Here is a 20,749-nt window from a genome sequence, read left to right as displayed (position 1 = left end):
CCTCTTTATCAAGGGAAACAGAATGGGCAAAATCGCACTGTTTTTTGCGATGATTCTTTTGCCAGCCCTCAGCATGGCAAGCACGCCTGAACCAGTTCAACCACTGGCGCCGGTCAGCAAAGAGTTAAAGAAACAATTATTAGGCACCCCGGTCTATCTTCAGATCTTCAAAGAAGAACGTACGCTGGAGTTATACGGCAAAATCGGTAACGAATACCGCCTGCTGGATAGCTATCGCATCTGTAATTTCTCTGGCGGTTTGGGGCCAAAACGCCGTCAGGGTGATTTTAAAAGCCCGGAAGGGTTTTATAGCGTGAAGCTGAATCAGCTCAAGCCGGACAGCCGCTTCTATCGCGCCATCAATATTGGTTTTCCCAACCAATATGATCGTCAGCAAGGGTATGACGGGAAATATTTGATGATTCACGGCAACTGCGTTTCGATTGGCTGCTACGCCATGACCAATGCCTACATGGATGAGATCTTCACCTATGTAAATGCCGCGCTACGCAACGGCCAGTCGGAAGTGGAAGTCAGTATTTATCCGTTCCGTATGACCGAGAGTAACATGCAACGCCACCGTAACTCTTATTACGCCAGTTTCTGGAAACAGTTACAGCCCGGCTACGCTTGGTTCGCCGCGCACCATCAGCCGCCGACGGTTTCGGTTAACTCTGGAAAATATGTGTTGAACAGTAGCCCGGCGATGAGCCCCGCGACCAACACGTCTAACTCATTCCTCGCGCTCACCAAGGCAGAATAACGCCCACTCGCCTGGCTCAATTTTGTGCCAGGTTTCATTGCCGGTCAGCGGCTGAGTGGCAATCACTGTGACCACGTCGTTAGGCGTGGTCTGCTTCTGAAAATCAATCTCCACATCTCTATCAAGTAAGGTCGCCTTGCCAAATGGCGCGCGGCGCGTTATCCAAAACAGATTGGTGGAGCAAAATGCCATCAGATAGCGTCCATCCGACAGCAGCATGTTGAAGACCCCTTTGGTTCTTAACTCCGTCGCCAACTCTGCGACGTAGCGAAACATCGCCGGGAAATTAGTCGGCGTGCGCGGATACCGCTGCGACAAGTTATACAGCAGCCAACAAAAGGCTTTTTCACTATCGGTTTCGCCTACCGGTCGAAAATGCCCGGTCTCCAGTTGACGATACCCTTTCAACTGCCCGTTATGGGCATAGGTCCAGTTACGGCCCCACAGTTCGCGCGTGAACGGATGCGTATTTTCCAGCGACACTTTCCCGCGGTTCGCCTGGCGGATATGCGCCACCACCGAATGGGACTTGATCGGATACTCCTGAACCAGCCGCGCAATTGGCGAGTTAAAGCTCGGTTGCGGATCTTTAAATGTGCGACAGCCTTTGCCCTCGTAAAACGTAATTCCCCAACCATCTTTATGCGGCCCGGTGCCGCCGCCGCGCTGTATCAGCCCGGTAAAACTAAAACAGATGTCTGTTGGGACGTTCGCGCTCATCCCGAGCAGTTCGCACATAGTGACGCCTCTGTGAAGATATTCAGCGGGCGGGAAACCCCGCCCCGACAACCGGAAACGACCTCGCGCCGTTTCCCTTATTTCACCATCTCTTTTTCAATCAACAGCATCAGGATATGAATCACTTTAATATGAATCTCCTGGGTACGATCGGCATAACCAAAATGTGGGACACGAATTTCAATATCCGCCGTTCCGGCCATTTTCCCGCCGTCTTTACCGGTTAGGGTTATCACTTTCATCCCCTGCGCGCGTGCGGCCTCAATGGCTTTAATAATGTTAGCGGAATTGCCGGAGGTCGAAATCCCTAACAGCACGTCGCCCGCCCGGCCTACCGCCTCAATATAACGCGAGAAAACATACTCATAACCAAAATCATTACTGACACAGGAGAGATGGCTAACATCCGAAATCGCAATCGCCGGATAACCAGGACGGTTCTCACGATAGCGGCCCGTCAACTCCTCGGCAAAGTGCATCGCATCGCAATGCGAACCGCCATTGCCGCATGACAATACTTTTCCTCCCGCTTTAAACGCGTCGGCCAGCATCACCGCGGCACGTTGAATGGCGTGAATATTCGCTTCATCGCTGAGAAATTTATTGAGCGTATCCGCTGCTTCGTTGAGTTCGGAACGAATAATATCCTGGTACATAAAGGCGTCCTTTGGATGAGTAAGAGTCGCAATCCAGTTTACCGGAATGCCTATAAGGCGGGAAGCGCCGCAGCAGGTCGATAGCTGCTTTGACTTTTGATGCCAACGGAGTGTGAGCCAGGTTGTAATTATTATGTAAACACATTGCTAACAAACCTTATCTGCTCTAAACCTGTAAGGAGACTCAAACAGGTCAGACCTCTTACTACTTACGGAGCGGTTCATTATGATGGTTCTCAGTATTGTCGCGACGATTGTGCTGATCGGCGCACTCTTCTATCACCGCGTTTCGCTACTGCTTAGCAGTCTGCTGGTGCTGGTATGGACGGCGGCGATGGCAATGTTACACCTTTGGACCCCGTGGCTGCTGGTACCGTTGGCGATCATCCTGGCGCCGTTTAACCTGCTGCCGTTGCGCCGCGCGCTGTTCTCTAAACCGATGCTGCGTACCTTTCAAAAGGTGATGCCGCCGATGTCGCGTACCGAAAAAGAAGCGATCGAGGCAGGTACCACTTGGTGGGAAGGCGATCTGTTTCGCGGTACGCCGGATTGGGAAAAGTTACATCACTATCCGCAGCCGCGACTGACAGAAGAGGAGCAAGCCTTTCTGGAAGGTCCGGTAGAAGAAGCGTGCCGCATGGCAAATGATTTTCAGATCACCCATGAAATGGCCGATCTGCCGCCGGAACTGTGGGCATATTTAAAACAGCACCGCTTCTTCGCCATGATCATTAAGAAAGAGTATGGCGGGCTGGAATTTTCAGCCTACGCGCAGTCGCGCGTATTGCAGAAACTGGCCGGGGTATCCGGTATTTTGGCGATTACCGTTGGCGTACCGAACTCACTCGGCCCCGGTGAGTTATTACAACATTACGGCACCGATGAGCAGAAAGATCATTATCTGCCGCGGCTGGCGCGTGGGCAGGAAATTCCTTGTTTCGCCTTAACCAGCCCGGAAGCGGGTTCCGATGCTGGCGCTATCCCCGATACCGGTGTGGTATGTATGGGTGCCTGGCAAGGCCAGCAGGTGCTGGGCATGCGTCTAACCTGGAACAAACGCTACATTACGCTGGCACCGATCGCGACTGTGCTCGGGCTGGCGTTTAAACTCTCCGATCCGGAACATCTATTAGGTGAGACGGAAGAGTTAGGCATTACCTGTGCGTTAATCCCTACCCAAACGCCGGGCGTAGAGATTGGTAAACGCCATTTTCCGTTGAACGTCCCGTTCCAAAATGGCCCCACCCGTGGGAAAGATATTTTTGTTCCGATTGATTACATCATTGGTGGCCCGAAAATGGCCGGCCAGGGCTGGCGTATGCTGGTGGAATGTTTATCGGTTGGACGCGGAATTACCCTACCGTCTAACTCTACCGGTAGCCTGAAAAGCCTGGCGCTGGCAATTGGCGCTTACGCCCATATTCGCCGCCAATTCAAATTACCGATCGGTAAAATGGAAGGGATTGAAGAGCCGCTGGCACGTATTGCCGGTAACGCCTATGTGATGGATGCGGCGGCAACCTTAATTACCTACGGCATTATGCAAGGTGAAAAACCGGCGGTGCTGTCCGCTATCGTGAAATATCATTGTACCCATCGTGGGCAGCGCGCCATTATCGACGCGATGGATATTGCCGGCGGGAAAGGAATTATGCTCGGTAATAATAACTTCCTTGCCCGTGCCTACCAAGGCGCGCCGATCGCGATTACCGTTGAGGGCGCCAATATTCTGACCCGTAGCATGATCATCTTCGGCCAGGGTGCCATTCGTTGCCATCCTTATGTGCTACAGGAAATGGCGGCAGCACAGAGCAATGATGTGGTGGCATTTGATAAAGCACTGTTCAGCCATATCGGTCATGTCGGCAGCAATAAAATGCGTAGCCTGTGGCTTGGCCTGACAGCGGGACGCACCAGCCGTTCGCCCACTCGTGATGCGACACGCCGTTACTATCAACATCTGAATCGGATTAGCGCTAACCTTGCGTTATTGTCTGATGTTTCAATGTCGGTATTGGGCGGGAGTTTGAAACGCCGTGAGCGTATTTCCGCCCGTTTGGGGGATATTCTGAGTCAACTGTATCTGGCCTCCGCCGCACTAAAACGTTATGAAGATGAAGGACGTAATGAGGCCGACCTGCCGTTATTACACTGGGGCGTGCAGGATGCGCTTAATCAGGCGGAAGTCGCTATGGATGACCTGTTGCGTAACTTCCCTCAGCGTCTGGTGGCGGGTCTGTTGCGGGTGGTGATTTTCCCAACCGGTCGTCACTGCCGTGCGCCATCCGATGGTTTGGATCATCAGTTAGCGAAAATCCTCCAGCTGCCCTCCGCGACCCGTACTCGTTTGGGACGTGGTCAATATCTGACGCCAAGCGAACATAACCCGGTGGGTCAGTTGGAAGCGGCGCTGCACGATGTGATGGCGGCAGAAGTGATTCACGATCGCCTGTGTAAGCAGTTGAAAAAACATCTGTCGTTTACCCGACTGGATGAGTTAGCACAACGCGGCCTACAGGAAGGATGGATCAACGCCGAAGAGGCAGAAACGCTAACCCGCGCCGAGGCAAGCCGTCTGCGTTCAATTAACGTGGATGAGTTCGAGGCGGATGCGCTCGCGACGCAGCCAGTAAAGTTACCGGCGGTTAGCCGCAGTAATGAAGCCGCATAAAACGTAAATAGTTAAGGCCCGCTGACGGGCCTTAACTCGCCCTCCCTTCAGGAAAGAGAAACGCCGTTGGTTTTCTGGTTTAAACCAACCAGATTTATGAAAAACCGCCTCATTTCCCTTTTTTAGCCGTCTAAGCGTCTTGATTGCCAATTGCCATGCGCATGTTATAGTGAGGCCTTAACGTTTTACCGCATCCCCGTCAACGACTAAGGTCAGTCAGTTATGAGTCATTACCCGTTGATTCCCGAGAGTAAACTCCCGACTCTTGGCACCACCATCTTTACCCGCATGAGTGCGCTGGCTGCGCAACACCAGGCGATTAACTTGTCGCAGGGTTTTCCTGATTTCGATGGTCCGGACTACTTACAGCAACGTCTGGCCTGGCATGTCAGCCAGGGTGCCAATCAATACGCGCCAATGACCGGCGTTCCCGCACTACGTACCGCCATTGCTGATAAAACCGCTGAACTGTATGGTTATCGCCCGGATGCGGAGAGCGAAGTGACGGTGACCGCTGGCGCCACTGAAGCGCTGTACGCGGCGATTACCGCGCTGGTGCGGCCAGGCGACGAGGTGATCTGTTTTGATCCCAGCTATGACAGCTATGCCCCTGCCGTCACGCTCGCCGGCGGGGTATTAAAGCGCCTTGCCTTGCAACCGCCCGCTTTCCGCGTCGATTGGCATGCTTTTAGCGAACAACTTTCGCCGCGTACTCGTCTGGTGATCCTGAATACGCCGCATAACCCTTCAGCGACCGTCTGGCAGCCGGACGACTTTGCCGCGTTATGGCAGGCTATCGCGCCGCATGAGATCTATGTATTAAGCGACGAAGTCTATGAGCATATCTGTTTCGATCCGCAGGGCCATGCCAGCGTATTAGCGCATTCCGGGCTACGCGCGCGCGCAATTGCGGTGTCATCTTTTGGTAAAACCTTCCATATGACCGGCTGGAAAGTGGGTTATTGCGTTGCCCCGCCCGCGTTAAGTGCGGAAGTCCGTAAGGTGCACCAATACCTCACCTTTTCAGTGAATACCCCGGCGCAACTGGCGCTGGCAGATATGTTACGTGCAGCGCCGGAACATTATCGCCAGCTTCCTGACTTTTATCGCGCGCGTCGCGATCGGTTTGTTCAGGCGTTAGCGAGCAGCCGTTTTGAAGTGCTACCGTGCGAGGGCACTTATTTCTTATTAGTGGATTACAGCGCCATTTCCGATCTGGATGATGTGAGTTTTTGCCAATGGCTCACGACCGAGGTCGGCGTGGCGGCTATCCCACTGTCGGTATTTTGTGCCGCCCCTTTCCCGCACAAACTGGTGCGACTCTGTTTTGCCAAACAAGAAGCCACGCTGGATGCGGCTGCGGAGCGGTTATGTCAACTTTAAAACTGAGCGTGTTGCAACAGCCGTTAGTCTGGATGGACGGTGAAGCGAATCTGGCGCACTTTGGTCGCCTACTCCAGCACATCCGCCAGCGCGATATGATTATTCTGCCAGAGATGTTCACAACCGGTTTTGCCATGCAGGCGGCGGAAAACTCGTTGCCGCAGGCGCGCGTGGTCGAATGGCTAAGCGAGCAGGCGCAATCCTGCAATGCGCTGGTTGGCGGTAGTGCGGCGATTAAAACCAACAAGGGCGCTGTAAATCGTTTTTTGCTGGTTGAACCGAACGGTACGCTGCATTTTTACGATAAACGCCACCTGTTTCGGATGGCGGATGAACATCACTATTATCAGGCGGGCGAGCGGCGTGAGATCGTGGAGTGGCGCGGTTGGCGTATTTTGCCACAAGTCTGCTATGACTTACGTTTCCCGGTATTTTCCCGCAATCAGAACGATTACGACCTCGCGTTATATGTGGCAAACTGGCCCGCGCCGCGCGCCTTGCACTGGCAGTCTCTATTGGTTGCGCGGGCGATTGAAAATCAGGCCTATGTCGCGGGCTGTAACCGCGTCGGTAGCGATGATAATCAGCATCAGTACAGCGGTGACAGTGTGATCATCGGGCCAAAGGGGGATATTTTGGCGAGCGCCGCGCCGCATCAACCGGCACAACTGGATGCCGACCTCTCGCTGGAAGCGCTACGGGACTATCGCGAAGCCTTCCCTGCCTGGCGCGATGCCGATCCTTTCCGGTTATAACCTCTATCGCCCTTTCGGTGACGAAAGGGCGGATCCTTTGACTACTTCGGTTGCCAAAGCGCAACATCGCGCGCGTTAATCGCTTTCGGTAACAATTTGGCCTGATAAAACGCATCGGCTATTTTCTGCTGTTCAGCCAGATCCGCCGCCGCAACCGGCAAGACTTGATAGCTGCGATGTGCGTTTGCCTTGGCGACAACGGCCGCATTCAGGTTGCCCCACAACGGCCCAAGAATAGCCGCCGCCCGATCGGGATGCGTTTTTAGCCATTGCGCCTGACTGAGCAGTTGGTCATAGACCGTCTGTAATACTGCGCCATGCGCCTGCGCGTATTTGGTCGAAGCCAGATAGTAGCGCTGATAGTTAGCTAACCCCTCGCCGGTAGTCAGAATACGGACCTTTTGTTCGGCCTGCGCGCTGGAGACAAACGGTTCCCAGGTTACCCAGGCGGCAACGCTGCCATTTTCAAACGCCGCTCGCCCATCGGCAGGCGTTAGCCATGCGGGAGTAATATCGCTGAAGCGCAACCCCGCCCTCGCCAGCGCCGCAATCAACAAATAGTGGCTACCGGCTGCTTTCGTGACGGCAATTTTTTTCCCTTTTAAATCCGCCAGCGTTTTAATCGGGGAGTCGACAGGCACCAAAATGGCCTGCGCGCCAGGGGATGGCGCTTCACGCGCATAGTAAGTGAGCTGGGCGCCTGCCGCCTGGGCAAATACCGGCACGGTATCGGCAACATCGGCAGAAATATCCACATCCCCCAAATTAAGCGCCTCCAGCAATGGCAGCCCGCTGGAGAACTCATGCCAACTAATCGTAATGCCCTGTTTTTTTAGCGCACTATCCAGTTCACCGCGCTGTTTTAGCAGCGTGATCAAGGTTGATGACTTTTGATAACCAATACGTACTGTTTGTTCCGCCGCCTGCAGGTAACCCATTGCGAACAAACCCGCAATCAGTAACCCGGCCCGCAGTGAATAAAGCATCCTCATCGTTTTTCCCGTATTCATGACTTAAAACGCCATAAGAGACAAACGATGCGCCAAGGGTCAAATAACAAAAGTAAGCATGGTTATTCACGTAACGGCAAAGCCGGGTTCGGCTGGTAGCGCATTAACTCGCCAGCGTCGACGCCAGTTCAGAAACCGCCTGCGCCCAGGCTTGCAGCGCCAGCGCCACATCATCTTCATCGACCGCTTCCGCCGGATGATGGCTAATGCCGCCCGCACAACGGACAAACAGCATCCCTACCGGCCAGCGTTCGGCTATCGCCATTGCATCGTGGCCTGCGCCGCTCGGCAGCGAGAGCGACCGCCCTTGCACAGCGCTGACCGCGCGCGTCAACGCGTTTTGTAAAACTACATCGCAGGCGGTCGCGTGCGTACAATAGTACTCTTCAGTACTGAACCGTACGCCACGTTGTTCGGCGATCGCCTGCCCCTGCGCCAGTAAATCCGCCAGCAGCGCCGCCAGTGCTTCATCTTCCGGGCCGCGCACATCAAGCGTGAGTCGAACCTCACCGGGAATAACATTCGCCGCGCCTGGCGCGCAGTGCAAGCTGCCCACCGTGGCGACCAATTGTGGATGATGCCGCGCGGTGCTCGCCTCAATGGCCACCATCCACTCCGCCGTCGCGGTCAGCGCATCTTTGCGTTGCGCCATCGGTACCGTTCCGGCATGACCGGCTTGGCCAGTAAACGTACAGTTAAGGCGCCGCGCGCCATTGATCGCGGTGACAACGCCGAGCGCTAATTCTGCCTGTTCCAGGCAGGGCCCCTGCTCAATATGCAGTTCAAGGTATGCCGCGATATCCTCCGTCCGGCGTGCCGCCTGCGCAATTTTCTGCCCATCCAGTCCGGCGAGGCTTAACGCCTCGCTCACCGTCACACCGTTCTCATCAGCCTGTGCGAGCCACGTAGAGGGCCAGTTGCCGGTTACGCCACGGCTGCCCAACAGAGTAATGCCAAAACGCGTTCCCTCTTCGTCGCCAAAACCAATAATTTCAATCGCCAACGGTAGCCGTAACTGATGTTGATGCAGGAACTGTACTATCTCAATCGCGCTGACTACGCCCAGCATCCCGTCATAGCGCCCGGCATTCCGTACCGTATCAAGATGAGAACCCAGTAATAACGCAGGCGCATCGGCACATTCTGCTTCATACCGCCCGCAAATATTGCCGACCGCATCTTGCCAAACGGCCATTCCCGCCGCCCGCATCCACTCGCCCACGCAGGCATTCGCCCGCAGATGCTCCGGTGATAAATAAACCCGCGTCAGTTGCCCGGCGGTGGCGCTGATCTCTGCCAGCGCATCACAGCGCGCCATCACCCGTGCCGCCGCGCGCTGTGCGTCGGCAGAACTTATCAGGCTCATTCGCAACTCCCGTTCGCGTAATGGTCCCACGCCGCCTGCATCGCCGCCCCTTGCGTGGTGGAAAAACCGAGGCGATTCAGCACCGCTTCTAGCGCCGCCAGCGTTTGCAGCACACAATCTTTCCGGGCGTTATAACCCATGGTGCCGATGCGCCATACCTTACCGATTAGCGGGCCAAACGAGGTACCAATCTCAATGGCGAAATCATCCAACAGCAATTTACGCACCTGCTCGCCATCAATGCCCGCCGGGATCATCACGCCGAGGACATTATTCATCTTGTGGCGTAGGTCGCCAAAGGTTGCCAGCCCCATTCCCTGAATGCCTTTTAATAGCGCATCGCCATGCAGGCGATGACGTGCAATGCTGTTCTCCAGCCCTTCTTGTAGAAGAATGCGCGCGCACTCACGGGCGCCAAACAGCGCGGTGGTGGCTTCGGTATGATGATTTAATCGCTCCGGCCCCCAGTAATCCATGATCATGCCAAGATCGAAGTAGTTCGAGTAGACCATCTCCTCTTCGCCCTCTTGATGCCCGGCAGTACGGATCCCCTGCTCAACGCATTTGCGCCGCCGAATAACCGCCTCCATACGCGGGCTGAGCGTCACTGGCGAGGTGCCGGACGGGCCACCGAGGCATTTCTGCATACCCGCCGAGACCGCATCCAGCCCCCAGGCATCGGTTTCTAACGCATTGCCGCCAAATGAAGCGGTCGCGTCGGTATACAGCAGCACATCGTAGCGTCGGCAGATGGCGCCAAGCTCCGCCAGCGGTTGCAGCATGGTGGTCGAGGTATCGCCCTGTACCGTTAATAGCAGGCGCGGGCGCACCCGCTTAATCGCATCTTCAATTTGATCCGGCGTGAACACCTCACCCCACGGGACTTCCAGAGTATGAACCTCGGCACGGCAGCGGCGGGCGATTTCACAGAGTAAATATCCGAAACGGCCAAAAACCGGGATCAGGACTTTATCGCCGGGACGAATTGCCGATAGCAATAGCGCCTCAATCCCGGCGCGTGACGTACCATCAATCAACAGCGTCCAGCGGTTTTCCGTGCGAAACAGCGCCCGGTAGAGCGCCATTACCTCATTCATGTAGTGCGTCATCGCCGGATCGTATTGACCAATTAGTTGCGCTGACATCGCCCGCAGAACGCGCGGGTCGGCATTAATCGGGCCGGGCCCCATCAATAAGCGCTGCGGTGGGTTAATTTGTGGATAATGCGTGATATCCATAGCGGGTTCCTGTTTACTTTAGTTGAGGCCGCGCACCGAAGAGATAAACTGTTTTAGTTCTGGCGTTTGTGGCTGGGCAAACAGCGTCTTACTGTCGCCTTGCTCCCACACGCGCCCTTGATGCATAAAGACAACACGGTCGCCCACTTCACGGGCGAAATTCATTTCATGCGTCACCAGAATCAATGTCATGCCTTCGGCGGCAAGTTGTTCCAGCACTTTTAATACTTCGCCCACCAGCTCAGGGTCGAGCGCAGAGGTAATCTCATCGCACAGTAACACTTTCGGCGACATTGCCAGCGCGCGGGCAATCGCCACCCGCTGCTGTTGTCCGCCAGACAAGCTGGAGGGGTAATAGTCGAGACGCTCGCCTAACCCGACTTTTTCCAACATCTGACGCGCCAGGTCACGGCACTCTGCCACCGATTTTTTTAACACCCGGCGCGGCGCCAGCATCACATTTTCCAGCGCAGTCATATGGGGGAACAGATTAAAACTTTGGAATACCATTCCGATGGAGCGGCTAATTTCCCGCGCCTGCGTATCGCGATCGGTAATCGTCATACCACCCAGTTTGATACTGCCATCCTGGTAGCCTTCAAGGCCGTTCATACAGCGCAGCAAGGTACTTTTACCAGAACCGCTACGCCCAATAATCGAAATCACCTCTCCACTATCAATATCCAGATCGACGCCTTTCAGCACATGGTTATCGCCGTAATATTTTTGCACCTGATTAATGGTGATCAGCGGCATTGAATTTTCTCTCCAGATATTGGCTGTAGCGCGACAGCGGATAACACAGCAGGAAATAACCCAACGCCACCAGCCCGAAGACTTTAAATGGCTGCAAGGTAACGTTATTCAAAATGGTGCCAGCCTTGGTTAGCTCAACGAAGCCGATAATCGACGCCAGCGCGGTACCTTTAATGACCTGCACCGCAAACCCTACCGTCGGCGCAATCGCTATACGTAACGCTTGCGGCGCAACCACCCGATAAAGTGTTTGCCCGAAACTTAATCCCAGGCAGCGGGCCGCCTCCCATTGCCCTTTTGGCAAGGCCCGCACGCTGCCATACCCAATATCGAGTAAAAAGGCGCTGGTATATAACGTGAGCGCCAGCGAGGCGGCGGTCCACGGCGAAACATCAATGCCAAACAAGGCCACGCCGAAAAAAGCCAGGAACAACTGCATCAATAGCGGCGTGCCCTGAAACAGTTCGATATATGCCCGCAGCAGCCGTTGCGGCCAACGGCGGCGTGAAAGGCGCACTAACAGTAACGGCAGAGTGACCAGCGTACCGCCGCAAAAAGCGGTCAGCGAAAGCAGTACCGTCCAGCGCAGCGCCAATAGCAAGTTGCGTACAATGTCCCAATCGGTAAAGGTTGCCATCAATATTGTTCCCCAAACCATTTGCGCCCAATTGCCAGCAAACATTGGCGCATGGCGATCGATAGCGCCAGATACAGTGCCGTGGTGACAAAATAGACCTCAAAACTGAGAAAGGTACGTGACTGGATAAGACCGGCGGCGAAGGTTAACTCCTCATAAGAGACTTGCGAAACGACCGAGGAACCGAGCATCACGATGATGCATTGGCTGACCAACGCCGGATAAATACGTTTGAGCGAAGGTGGCAAAACCACCCGGAAAAAGATTTGGCTGCGGCTCAATCCCAACACCCGCCCGGCTTCCCATTGCCCTTTCGGCGTAACCTGAATCCCGGCGCGAATGATTTCGGTACTGTAAGCGCCAAGGTTAATCAGCATCGCTACTAATGCCGCTTCCCCTGCGGTCATCCTCACGCCAAGGTGGGGTAAACCAAACACGATAAAAAAGAGCTGCACCACAAATGGCGTATTACGGATCAGCTCGACGTAAATCCCCCACAGGCGGCTGGCCCAACCCGGTTTGCCACTACGCAGCGCGGCGCCCACAATCCCCAGCGCCACGCCGCCGACCGTCGCCAACACCGTCAGTTTCACGGTAACCCACAGGCCAGCCACCAGGTCAGGCCACCAAGGCCATAATGCTGAGAAATTGAGCGACCCGATCATGTGCGATCCTGAGCGCCTAAATCAGCCGGCAGCGGGGCTTTCAGCCAGGTTTTCGACATAGCGTTTAAGGTGCCGTCTTTCAGTGCCTGCTCAATCAGCGCATCCACTTTCGCTTTCAACGCCGTCTGGTTTTTTTGCATCCCGATAAAGCACGGCGAATCCTGCAGCATAAATTTGGCGACCGGCGCTTTATCCGCGTTTTGCCGCGCGATGGCCGCCACCACCAAATTGCCGGTAGCGATATACTGCACCTGGCCGGAAAGATAGGCGGAGAGCGTGGTGTTGTTATCTTCGTAGCGTTTAATTTGTGCCGCTTTGGGTGCCAGACCGCTTAACACCATATCTTCAACCGCGCCACGCGTAACGCCGATGGTCTGCCCGCTGAGCGCCGCCGCATCTTTTAGGTTACTCTGTTTCGGGCCAAACACGCCGAGGAAAAAAGGCGCATAGGCACGGCTGAAATCGATGACTTTTTCACGTTCGGCATTTTTCCCGAGGCTGGAAATAACCAAGTCCACCTTATCGGTTTGTAGGTACGGCACCCGATTGGCGCTGGTTACCGGCACCAGTTGTAACTTTAGTTTCATCTGCTTTGCCAGGTACTTCGCCATATCAATGTCGTAACCCTGAGGCTGTAAATCGGTGCCCACTGAACCAAAGGGTGGAAAATCTTGGGGTATCGCCACGCGTAAGATGCCGCGCTGTTGGATGGCGGTAAGCTGATCGGCAACGGCTTCACTGACCTGCGACACCAATAACACTGCACCAAGCACTGCCATTATTACTTTCTTCATTCTCGTCACCCTGGTTAGTCATAATGAAACAAAAGATTCTTATAATCCATTTCTGCAACTAACGTGCCATAAAAAGACACAGCGCTGGTCAGGCAAGAAAGCCCAATGCCATCAGGGGAAACAACAAACCGGGATGGAGGAAAAATGAACCAAAAAAGTGCAAGGCACCGAAAAGGTGCCCCGTTAGCGTTGTTCCAACTCATCCAGTTGCTGGTAAAGGTCAGCAATTTGATGAATACGCTGCCGCCCTTGCGACAAGCGTTCATGCAGTAATGCATTGGCCAATAAATTAATCAGCCCCATTGCCGCCGCGTAACTATCAAATGCCGAGACACTATCCAGCGGCACGGAGAAATGCCAGCGCACTAATGGCGCGATGCTTTGCGCCTGTGGTTCGCTCAGGGCTAACACTGGGATAGTAAGATGCTGTAATTGCCGCAGCAGCGGCTGAATAATGCGCGGACGGCGGCGAAATGCGACCACCACCACCACGTCCTGCGGGGTAATATCCACCACCTCTTCCGCCAGCGTCTGTCCCGGCTGCGGTAAAATAGAGACGTGTGTGCGAGCCTGTAGCAGTTGCTGGCGCAGATGTAGCGCGACCGGATACGCGTTGCGCAGGCCAACAATAAAAATGCGCCGCGCCTGCGACAGCGCCTGAATGACCTCACCAAATTGCTGCGCATCGAGGTGGTTAACCCAGCGTGTTAGGTTCGCCATCTCCTGTTTATAGTGACGAGACAGCAGCGTATTGCCTTGCACCGCGTCCCGATTGTCGGTTAACGGCATACCACTCTGGCGCAGAGTACGTAGCTCCTCACGCATATCCTTATATTTTTCATAGCCGAGACGTTTAAACAAACGGCTTACGGTGGCTTTTGATACGCCGCTGAGCCGCGCCAATTCAGCGCTGTTATAGCTGATCAGATCGTCAAAATGGTCGAAGATAAAATCTGCAATGCGCTGCTCCTGCGGCGACAATTGCGCATAACAGCGCTTTAAACGTTCATCAAGCTGTTGCATTATGGTTCGTTCCTGTAACTTTCGTTTCAACCAAACATAACATACTTTGTCATGATGCCATCAACCGGTATCACGATGATGGCACGACCTGGAACAGCTCTTGCTTCCCACCTTTGTGTGACCCGACAATAAGAGAATGCAATGATACAGAGCAACATGGCGCCGCAGGGTATGGCGGTCGCGCCGCATCATCTGGCCAGCGAAAGCGCGCTGGCGGTACTACGCGAAGGCGGCAACGCCATTGAAGCGATGGTGGCTGCCGCAGCGACTATCGCGGTGGTCTATCCCCATATGAATGGATTGGGCGGCGACGGATTTTGGCTGGTGATGCCGCCCGGCGGCGAGCCAGTGGCGATTGATGCCAGCGGCGCCGCCGGTTCGCTGGCGCATTTCGATTTCTATCACGGTGAAAAAAAGATCCCACATCGTGGACCCAAAGCGGCGTTGACGGTTGCCGGTACGGTTAGCGGCTGGGCGGAAGCGCTACGTCTCGCCCAGGAACTCGGCGGAACAGCATTGCCGCTGCCCCGGCTACTGCGTGATGCGATTCGGTATGCCGCAGATGGCATTCCGGTGACCCAATCTCAGGCCAACGCCACCGCCGCCAAACTGGATGAATTGCGCGACCTGCCGGGCTTTGCCGCCACCTTTCTCCCGGATGGTGAAATACCGCGCACCGGCAGCCGCTTCACCCAGCCAGCCCTGGCGGATACGCTCTGCCTCCTTGCCGATGAAGGGCTTGATAGCTTTTATCGCGGCACGCTGGCGAAAAAACTGGCGCGGGAAATGTCCGATCTTGGCATGCCGATTACCCTCAATGATTTGCAGGCACACCGTGCCAAACGCCGTACGCCGCTACGCGTCATGCATCAACAAGGCGAAGTGTTTAATATGACGCCGCCGACACAAGGTCTGGTGTCACTGGCGATTCTCGGCATTACCGATCATTTGGCTATGGCACAAGCCGATGAGGCCCAAACGGTGCATCGCCTGGTCGAAGCGACGAAACAAGCGTTTACCCTGCGTGACCGCTATATCACCGATCCGGCGCACATCGAAGAAGAGTTACAAACGCTACTGGAACCCGAACGCCTCGCGGCAATGGCGGCGCAAATTGATGATACCCGCGCTGCGCCCTGGGGGACCGGACGCGGCCCGGGCGATACGGTGTGGCTTGGCGTCATGGACAGCAGTGGTCTGGCGGTCTCTTTCATCCAAAGTATTTATCATGAATTCGGCAGCGGCGTAGTGCTACCGGATACCGGCATTGTTTGGCAAAACCGTGGGGCGGCCTTTAGCTTACAGCCGGGCCATTTACTGGCGCTGGCGCCCGGTAAACAGCCGTTTCATACCCTCAATCCCGCGGCGGCGCGGCTGCACGATGGCCGCACGCTGGTCTATGGTTCCATGGGCGGAGACGGTCAGCCGCAAACTCAGGCGGCGATTTTTACCCGCCATGTGGTGCAGGGGATGCCTCTACAACAAGCGGTGAGCGCGCCACGCTGGCTGTTAGGGCGAACATGGGGCCAATTGTCAGACTCTTTGAAAGTGGAGGGCCGCTTTTCGCCACACACCGTGGCAACACTGCGCGCGCTCGGTCATGAGGTTGAATTACTGGAAGACTTTAGCGAAGCCGTCGGTCACGCCGGCGCCATCGTACGACACAATAACGGCATGTTTGAGGGCGCCTTTGATCCGCGCAGTAACGGTAGCGCCGCTGGCTTTTAACAGGAGAAACTATGAACCATCCCGCTGACCTCGCGGCCTATATCGCCCAAATGGAACAGATGTTGGACCTGGAACTGAATGAAACTCGCCGCGCCGAATTACTGACGCAAATGACGCGTATCGCCGCGATGGCTGAGCCGTTGATGGCGTTCCCGCTGGATGATCGGCTAGAAGTGGCAGGAGTCTATCGGGCATGAATCTCTCTTCTCTTTCCCTCTCCCAACTGCGTTCTGCGCTAAATAACGGCGAACTCAGCGCGCAGGAGATTGCCCAACAGACACTGGCGGCTATCGAGCGCCATAATCCGGCGCTCAATGCCTGGACCGAAGTGACGCATGAACGCATGCTACGCGAGGCCGCCCGTCTTGATGGCTTACGCCGCGATGGGCAGCCGCTTCCCGCGCTGGCCGGCATCCCTTATGGGGTTAAAAATCTGTTTGATGTCGCCGGTTTCAGCACCCTGGCGGGCGCCAGCTTATTTAGTGACCGTCCGCCCGCGCGCGCCGATGCCTGGGCAGTACAAAAGCTGGCAAAAGCGGGCGCCTTACTCAGCGGCATGCTGAATATGGATGCCTATGCCTACGGTTTTACCACCGAAAATAGCCATTATGGCACCACGCATAACCCCCATGATCCCACCCGTATCGCCGGTGGATCTTCCGGTGGCTCTGCCGCTGCGGTTGCCGCCGGGCTGGTGCACTTCGCCCTGGGCACCGATACCAATGGCTCGATCCGCGTCCCGGCGTCTTTATGCGGTATCCTCGGCCTGAAACCCACCTTTGGGCGCCTGTCGCGTAGCGGTAGCCATCCTTTTGTGGCGAGTCTTGACCATATTGGCCCGTTTGCGCGTTGTAGCGAAGATTTAGCGATCGTCTATGACGCATTACAGGGACAGGATCCACAAGATGCTTTTCAGGCCAACGCCGCGCTCCAGCCAGCGCTGCCGACGCTGGAACAGGGCGTGGAAGATTTACGTTTTGGCGTTGCAGGCGGGTATTTTCAAACCTGGTGTAATGACGATGCCCGCCAGGCGGTTGCCAGAGCCGCACAAGCGCTCAATGCGCAGGAGGAGGTCACGCTACCCCATGTTGATCTTGCGCGATCCGCCGCCTTCATTCTGACGGCTTCGGAGGGCGGTAACCACTATTTACCCGCGTTGCGCAGTATGCCGGAACGCTTTGAACCTCACTCCCGCGAACGTTTACTGGCTGGCGCTATGTTACCCGCCGCCTGGTATTTGCAGGCGCAACGCTTCCGCCGCCATTTCCAACAGCAAGTGTTGCCGCTATTTGAAAGCGTCGACGTGTTGATTGCGCCCGCCACGCCGTGTAGCGCGACGCTTATCGGCCAGGAAACCATCCATATTAACGGCACTGATCTGCCGACGCGCGCCAGTATGGGCATGTTGACGCAGCCCATCTCCTTCCTCGGGTTACCGGTGGTCACCGTACCGATGCAGACCGCAAGCGGTTTGCCAATCGGTATTCAATTAATTGCCGCGCCGTTTAACGAAGCGGCGTGTTTACGTGCTGCCCGCGCGCTGGAGCAGCAAGGTTTGATTAAGGCGCAAGCCGCAACAATGAGCGTAGAGCCATGAAAAGTGAATATATTGACCGCCCGGCGATCCTTGCCGAAGTGACCGCCGCCTTTTATCGCTATGAACAGGCGTTAACCGGCAATGATATTGAGGTACTGGATGAGTTATTTTGGCACGATGACCGAACCGTTCGCCTCGGTGCCGGCGAAAATTTATACGGCATTGAAGCGATTCGCGACTATCGTGCTTCTCGCCCGGCGACCGGGCTGGAGCGGACATTGCGTAATACAGTGATCACTACTTTCGGTGAGGATTATGCGGTGTGTAGCACCGAGTTCACGCGTGAAGGCAGCGATAAGATTGGGCGCCAGCAGCAGACGTGGGTAAAATTGCCGTGCGGCTGGCGGATTGTGGCCGCTCAGGTTAGCGTAATGAGCTGACTCGCGGGTTCTGCGCGTGGCGCGGGATGCGTAGCAATCCAGTGCCCGGCAATTTGTTGCCGGGTACAAATCCAAACCTTGTCATGCTGCGCCACATAATCCAGAAACCGCTGTAGCGCGCGAAAGCGCCCTGGCCGGCCCAATAAGCGGCAGTGCATCCCAATCGACAACATTTTAGGCGCGGTTTCTCCCTCGGCATACAACACATCAAAACTGTCTTTAAGATACGTGTAGAACTGCTCGGCGGTATTAAACCCCTGCGGCGTCGCAAACCGCATATCATTGGTTTCCAGCGTATAGGGGATAACTAAATGTTGTTTTACCGTGCCATCCTGACACGCCACTGGCGTCCAAAACGGCAAATCATCTCCATAGTAGTCGCTATCATAAAGAAAGCCGCCCTGCTCCACCAATAAGCGACGGGTGTTCGGGCTGTCACGGCCGGTGTACCAGCCGGTAGGTGCGTTGCCGAACAGCGTGCGTAAGGTTTCAATCGCTTGCTGCATATGCTGGCGTTCGGTGTCTACATCAATATGTTGATAGTGGATCCAGCGCCAACCGTGGCTGACCACATCATAATTCGCTTCTTTGATGGCCTGCACCACTTCAGGGTTACGCGCCAGCGCCATTGCCACGCCGAAAATGGTGAGTGGCAGGCCACGCCGTTGGAACTCCTGGTGGATGCGCCAAAAACCGGCGCGGGATCCATACTCATACAGCGAATCCATCGACATATGGCGATCGGCATAGCTTGCCACGCCGATGATGTCAGACAGAAATTGCTCTGAACCGGCATCGCCGTGCAGGACATGATTTTCGGCGCCCTCTTCATAATTCAGCACGAATTGAAGCGCAATACGCGCTCCGCCAGGCCAGGCGGCATGCGGTGGCTTACCGGCATAACCGCGCAGATCGCGCGGATAGTGCGCGTGGAGATCAAAGGGCTTATTTTCTACGGCATCTGACATCGCATTTTCCCGTGTTATCGCGGCGGTGGATTAATTGAGATGGCTAAACGCCTCGCTCAATGGCTTAGCGAAGGGATAATCCAGATCGCCATGTTTACTGGTGGATAAGCCGAGCGCTACCAGCGACTCGATCATTTTGACCGCCGCGCCGACGCCATCAATGACCGGTATTCCCAGTTCTTGCGTAAGCGCTTTTGCCAGTGTTGCCATTCCGCCACATCCCAGCACAATGGCACCACTCCCGTCTTCACGCTTCGCCTGGAGACAGCGTGCCCGGACCTTCTCTTGCGCTAATCCGCTGCCATCTTCTAGCGCTAACACCGGCAGATCTATCGCATGCAACGCGGCACAATGGCGCTCAAATCCATACTGCTGCAATAAGTGTCGGGCAATCACCAGCGTGCGCGGTAGCGTGGTCACAATCGAGAAACGGGTCGCCACCAGCGTCGCCATATGCATTGCGGCTTCGGCAATCCCCACCACCGGCGCAGACGCTAACTCACGCGCCGCCAGCAACCCCGGATCGCCAAAGCAGGCAATGACATGCCCGCTCACGCCTTGTTCACGGCCTCGTTTGATCTGTTCCAGCACGCCGACGGCGGCGATCGCTTCATCAAAATGGCCTTCGATGGAGGGCACACCTTGTGTCGGCGAAACGGCGACAATCTCAGTTCCCGCCGCTGCCACCGCGCGCGCCGCGCGACCAATGGTTTCCGTCATTGCCTGACTGGTATTCGGATTGATCACCTGAATAACGATTTTTTCCATCTTTAACGCACTCTCATGTGAGCAAATAAGCGGGTGAAATCCGGCAGCATGTCACCGCCGCGCTCAAAATGCAGCGAGGCAACTATGTGATCGAAGTGATGCTGTAGGGCGGTGGTCAACGCGACGAGATTTTTTTCACGTAACAGGACAATTAACTGGTCATGATCATCGCAACGACATCCTTGCTGCCAGGGCGCGCCCCAGGCGGCAATCACCAGTGAGGAGCGCTGCGTCAGACGCGTCACCATCTCGGTTAGTACCTGATTACCCGAGATGGCCTGTAGTTGGATGTGAAACGCGGCCGACAGGCGAATTGCCGCCGGGCCATTATGTGCCTCATGCGCCTGCTGCTCTTGCTGAACCAACGCATCAAGCGCCGCTAAATGTGGGGGCTGGCAGTGTGTCACTATGTCCGGTAAGTTGGCGCACTCTAGCAGCGCCCGGGTCCGAAAAATATCGCGCGCCTCCTCCACATCCGGGGTGGCAACCTGTGCACCGCGTTTGGGCGTCAGATTGACCATTTGCACTGCAGCGAGGCGCTGTAGCACTTTCCGAATGCCGGTACGGCTCACGCCAAACACCTCTGCCAACGCTTCCTCAGGCAATTTACTGCCGGGCGGCAACTGATGTTCCACCATCGCCGAGAGTAAGGCCTGATAGATAGGTTCATCCTTATCATTCAGGTCTGAGGCCGTCTTTAGGCCGCTTTCACTTTTCATTACCCGCTCCGGTAAGGGTTTTTGCATACAGAATCGTATACATGTTTTTTTATTTATGTATACAAAAAATCACTGATTGGCCTAGATCCTGCAATACCTGTTGCGAGGCAATATCCAACCGATATGTGAAGAGG

General features: G+C 55.4%; 21 protein-coding genes. 8 read left to right on the top strand and 13 right to left on the bottom strand.

Annotation, left to right across the window (positions count from 1 at the left end):
* Window positions 1-22 precede the first annotated feature (22 nt).
* The gene (gene dpaA / locus PMPD1_RS05135; protein ID WP_173633025.1) at window positions 23-763 is read left to right on the top strand and encodes a peptidoglycan meso-diaminopimelic acid protein amidase; all 741 of its coding nucleotides are present in this window, start codon (window positions 23-25) and stop codon (window positions 761-763) included.
* Here dpaA and PMPD1_RS05130 read toward each other — a convergent pair.
* Both PMPD1_RS05130 and lpcA read right to left on the bottom strand, forming a co-directional pair.
* Window positions 734-1,501 carry a class II glutamine amidotransferase gene (locus PMPD1_RS05130; RefSeq protein WP_173633024.1) on the bottom strand — a complete coding sequence of 256 codons (768 nt, stop codon included), beginning with the start codon at window positions 1,499-1,501 and terminating at the stop codon, window positions 734-736. The genes dpaA and PMPD1_RS05130 overlap by 30 nt on opposite strands.
* A gap of 77 nt (window positions 1,502-1,578) precedes the next feature.
* Window positions 1,579-2,157 (bottom strand): D-sedoheptulose 7-phosphate isomerase, encoded by a 579-nt coding sequence (lpcA, locus tag PMPD1_RS05125; protein ID WP_173633023.1) that lies wholly within the window; start codon window positions 2,155-2,157, stop codon window positions 1,579-1,581.
* 226 nt (window positions 2,158-2,383) lie between these two features.
* Between lpcA and fadE the strand changes: the two genes are divergently transcribed.
* The 3 genes from fadE (at window position 2,384) to PMPD1_RS05110 (ending at window position 6,966) form a co-directional block, all read left to right on the top strand.
* Entirely contained in the window at window positions 2,384-4,828 is a 2,445-nt protein-coding gene (gene fadE, locus PMPD1_RS05120; RefSeq protein ID WP_173633022.1) for an acyl-CoA dehydrogenase FadE, read from the top strand.
* A gap of 222 nt (window positions 4,829-5,050) precedes the next feature.
* Window positions 5,051-6,211, top strand: coding sequence for a pyridoxal phosphate-dependent aminotransferase (locus tag PMPD1_RS05115; RefSeq protein WP_173633021.1), 1,161 nt, complete (start codon window positions 5,051-5,053; stop codon window positions 6,209-6,211).
* Window positions 6,199-6,966, top strand: coding sequence for an amidohydrolase (locus tag PMPD1_RS05110; protein WP_173633020.1), 768 nt, complete (start codon window positions 6,199-6,201; stop codon window positions 6,964-6,966). Before PMPD1_RS05115 ends, PMPD1_RS05110 begins: the two co-directional genes overlap by 13 nt.
* A 41-nt stretch (window positions 6,967-7,007) precedes the next feature.
* Here the strand turns inward: PMPD1_RS05110 and PMPD1_RS05105 are convergent, their stop codons facing one another.
* The 8 genes from PMPD1_RS05105 to hpxU all read right to left on the bottom strand — a co-directional run bounded on the left by PMPD1_RS05105 (window position 7,008) and on the right by hpxU (window position 14,455).
* Window positions 7,008-7,958 carry an aliphatic sulfonate ABC transporter substrate-binding protein gene (locus PMPD1_RS05105; RefSeq protein WP_173633019.1) on the bottom strand — a complete coding sequence of 317 codons (951 nt, stop codon included), beginning with the start codon at window positions 7,956-7,958 and terminating at the stop codon, window positions 7,008-7,010.
* 121 nt (window positions 7,959-8,079) lie between these two features.
* Complete coding sequence (gene hpxK, locus PMPD1_RS05100) at window positions 8,080-9,342, bottom strand: allantoate amidohydrolase (RefSeq protein ID WP_435529711.1); 1,263 nt, start codon at window positions 9,340-9,342, stop codon at window positions 8,080-8,082.
* Complete coding sequence (locus PMPD1_RS05095; RefSeq protein WP_173633018.1) at window positions 9,339-10,580, bottom strand: pyridoxal-phosphate-dependent aminotransferase family protein; 1,242 nt, start codon at window positions 10,578-10,580, stop codon at window positions 9,339-9,341. The genes hpxK and PMPD1_RS05095 overlap by 4 nt, the downstream gene beginning before the upstream one ends.
* 18 nt (window positions 10,581-10,598) lie before the next feature.
* Entirely contained in the window at window positions 10,599-11,336 is a 738-nt protein-coding gene (locus PMPD1_RS05090; RefSeq protein WP_173633017.1) for an amino acid ABC transporter ATP-binding protein, read from the bottom strand.
* Window positions 11,317-11,973: an amino acid ABC transporter permease gene (locus PMPD1_RS05085; protein WP_173633016.1), complete on the bottom strand. Its 657-nt coding sequence runs from the start codon at window positions 11,971-11,973 to the stop codon at window positions 11,317-11,319. The genes PMPD1_RS05090 and PMPD1_RS05085 overlap by 20 nt, the downstream gene beginning before the upstream one ends.
* On the bottom strand, window positions 11,973-12,638 hold the full coding sequence (locus PMPD1_RS05080) for an amino acid ABC transporter permease (protein WP_173633015.1): 666 nt from the start codon (window positions 12,636-12,638) through the stop codon (window positions 11,973-11,975). The genes PMPD1_RS05085 and PMPD1_RS05080 overlap by 1 nt, the downstream gene beginning before the upstream one ends.
* Complete coding sequence (locus PMPD1_RS05075) at window positions 12,635-13,432, bottom strand: transporter substrate-binding domain-containing protein (protein WP_173633014.1); 798 nt, start codon at window positions 13,430-13,432, stop codon at window positions 12,635-12,637. The genes PMPD1_RS05080 and PMPD1_RS05075 overlap by 4 nt, the downstream gene beginning before the upstream one ends.
* 183 nt (window positions 13,433-13,615) lie before the next feature.
* Complete coding sequence (gene hpxU / locus PMPD1_RS05070; RefSeq protein WP_173633013.1) at window positions 13,616-14,455, bottom strand: MurR/RpiR family transcriptional regulator HpxU; 840 nt, start codon at window positions 14,453-14,455, stop codon at window positions 13,616-13,618.
* Between the two features lie 141 nt (window positions 14,456-14,596).
* On the opposite strand from hpxU, the gene ggt reads away from it, so the two are divergent.
* From ggt to hpxZ, 4 genes are read left to right on the top strand one after another with little or no spacing between them, the layout of a single operon-like run.
* Complete coding sequence (gene ggt, locus PMPD1_RS05065; protein ID WP_173633012.1) at window positions 14,597-16,183, top strand: gamma-glutamyltransferase; 1,587 nt, start codon at window positions 14,597-14,599, stop codon at window positions 16,181-16,183.
* An 11-nt stretch (window positions 16,184-16,194) separates the two neighbouring features.
* Window positions 16,195-16,380 (top strand): oxalurate catabolism protein HpxX, encoded by a 186-nt coding sequence (gene hpxX / locus PMPD1_RS05060; protein WP_173633011.1) that lies wholly within the window; start codon window positions 16,195-16,197, stop codon window positions 16,378-16,380.
* The gene (locus PMPD1_RS05055; protein WP_173633010.1) at window positions 16,377-17,780 is read left to right on the top strand and encodes an AtzE family amidohydrolase; all 1,404 of its coding nucleotides are present in this window, start codon (window positions 16,377-16,379) and stop codon (window positions 17,778-17,780) included. The genes hpxX and PMPD1_RS05055 overlap by 4 nt, the downstream gene beginning before the upstream one ends.
* Complete coding sequence (gene hpxZ / locus PMPD1_RS05050; RefSeq protein WP_173633009.1) at window positions 17,777-18,160, top strand: oxalurate catabolism protein HpxZ; 384 nt, start codon at window positions 17,777-17,779, stop codon at window positions 18,158-18,160. Before PMPD1_RS05055 ends, hpxZ begins: the two co-directional genes overlap by 4 nt.
* Here the strand turns inward: hpxZ and puuE are convergent.
* The 3 genes from puuE to PMPD1_RS05035 are packed head-to-tail and all read right to left on the bottom strand — an operon-like array spanning window position 18,139 to window position 20,615.
* Complete coding sequence (puuE, locus tag PMPD1_RS05045; RefSeq protein WP_173633008.1) at window positions 18,139-19,128, bottom strand: allantoinase PuuE; 990 nt, start codon at window positions 19,126-19,128, stop codon at window positions 18,139-18,141. The two genes, hpxZ and puuE, sit on opposite strands and share 22 nt — an antisense overlap.
* A gap of 30 nt (window positions 19,129-19,158) precedes the next feature.
* Window positions 19,159-19,896 (bottom strand): allantoin racemase, encoded by a 738-nt coding sequence (gene hpxA / locus PMPD1_RS05040; RefSeq protein WP_173633007.1) that lies wholly within the window; start codon window positions 19,894-19,896, stop codon window positions 19,159-19,161.
* Between the two features lie 2 nt (window positions 19,897-19,898).
* Window positions 19,899-20,615, bottom strand: coding sequence for a GntR family transcriptional regulator (locus PMPD1_RS05035; protein ID WP_173633006.1), 717 nt, complete (start codon window positions 20,613-20,615; stop codon window positions 19,899-19,901).
* Between the last annotated feature and the right edge of the window lie 134 nt (window positions 20,616-20,749).

It is taken from the genome of Paramixta manurensis (assembly GCF_013285385.1).
GTDB lineage: Bacteria > Pseudomonadota > Gammaproteobacteria > Enterobacterales > Enterobacteriaceae > Paramixta > Paramixta manurensis.
Note: the sequence above shows the minus strand (reverse complement) of the source record. Positions and strands in the feature narration are given on the sequence as shown.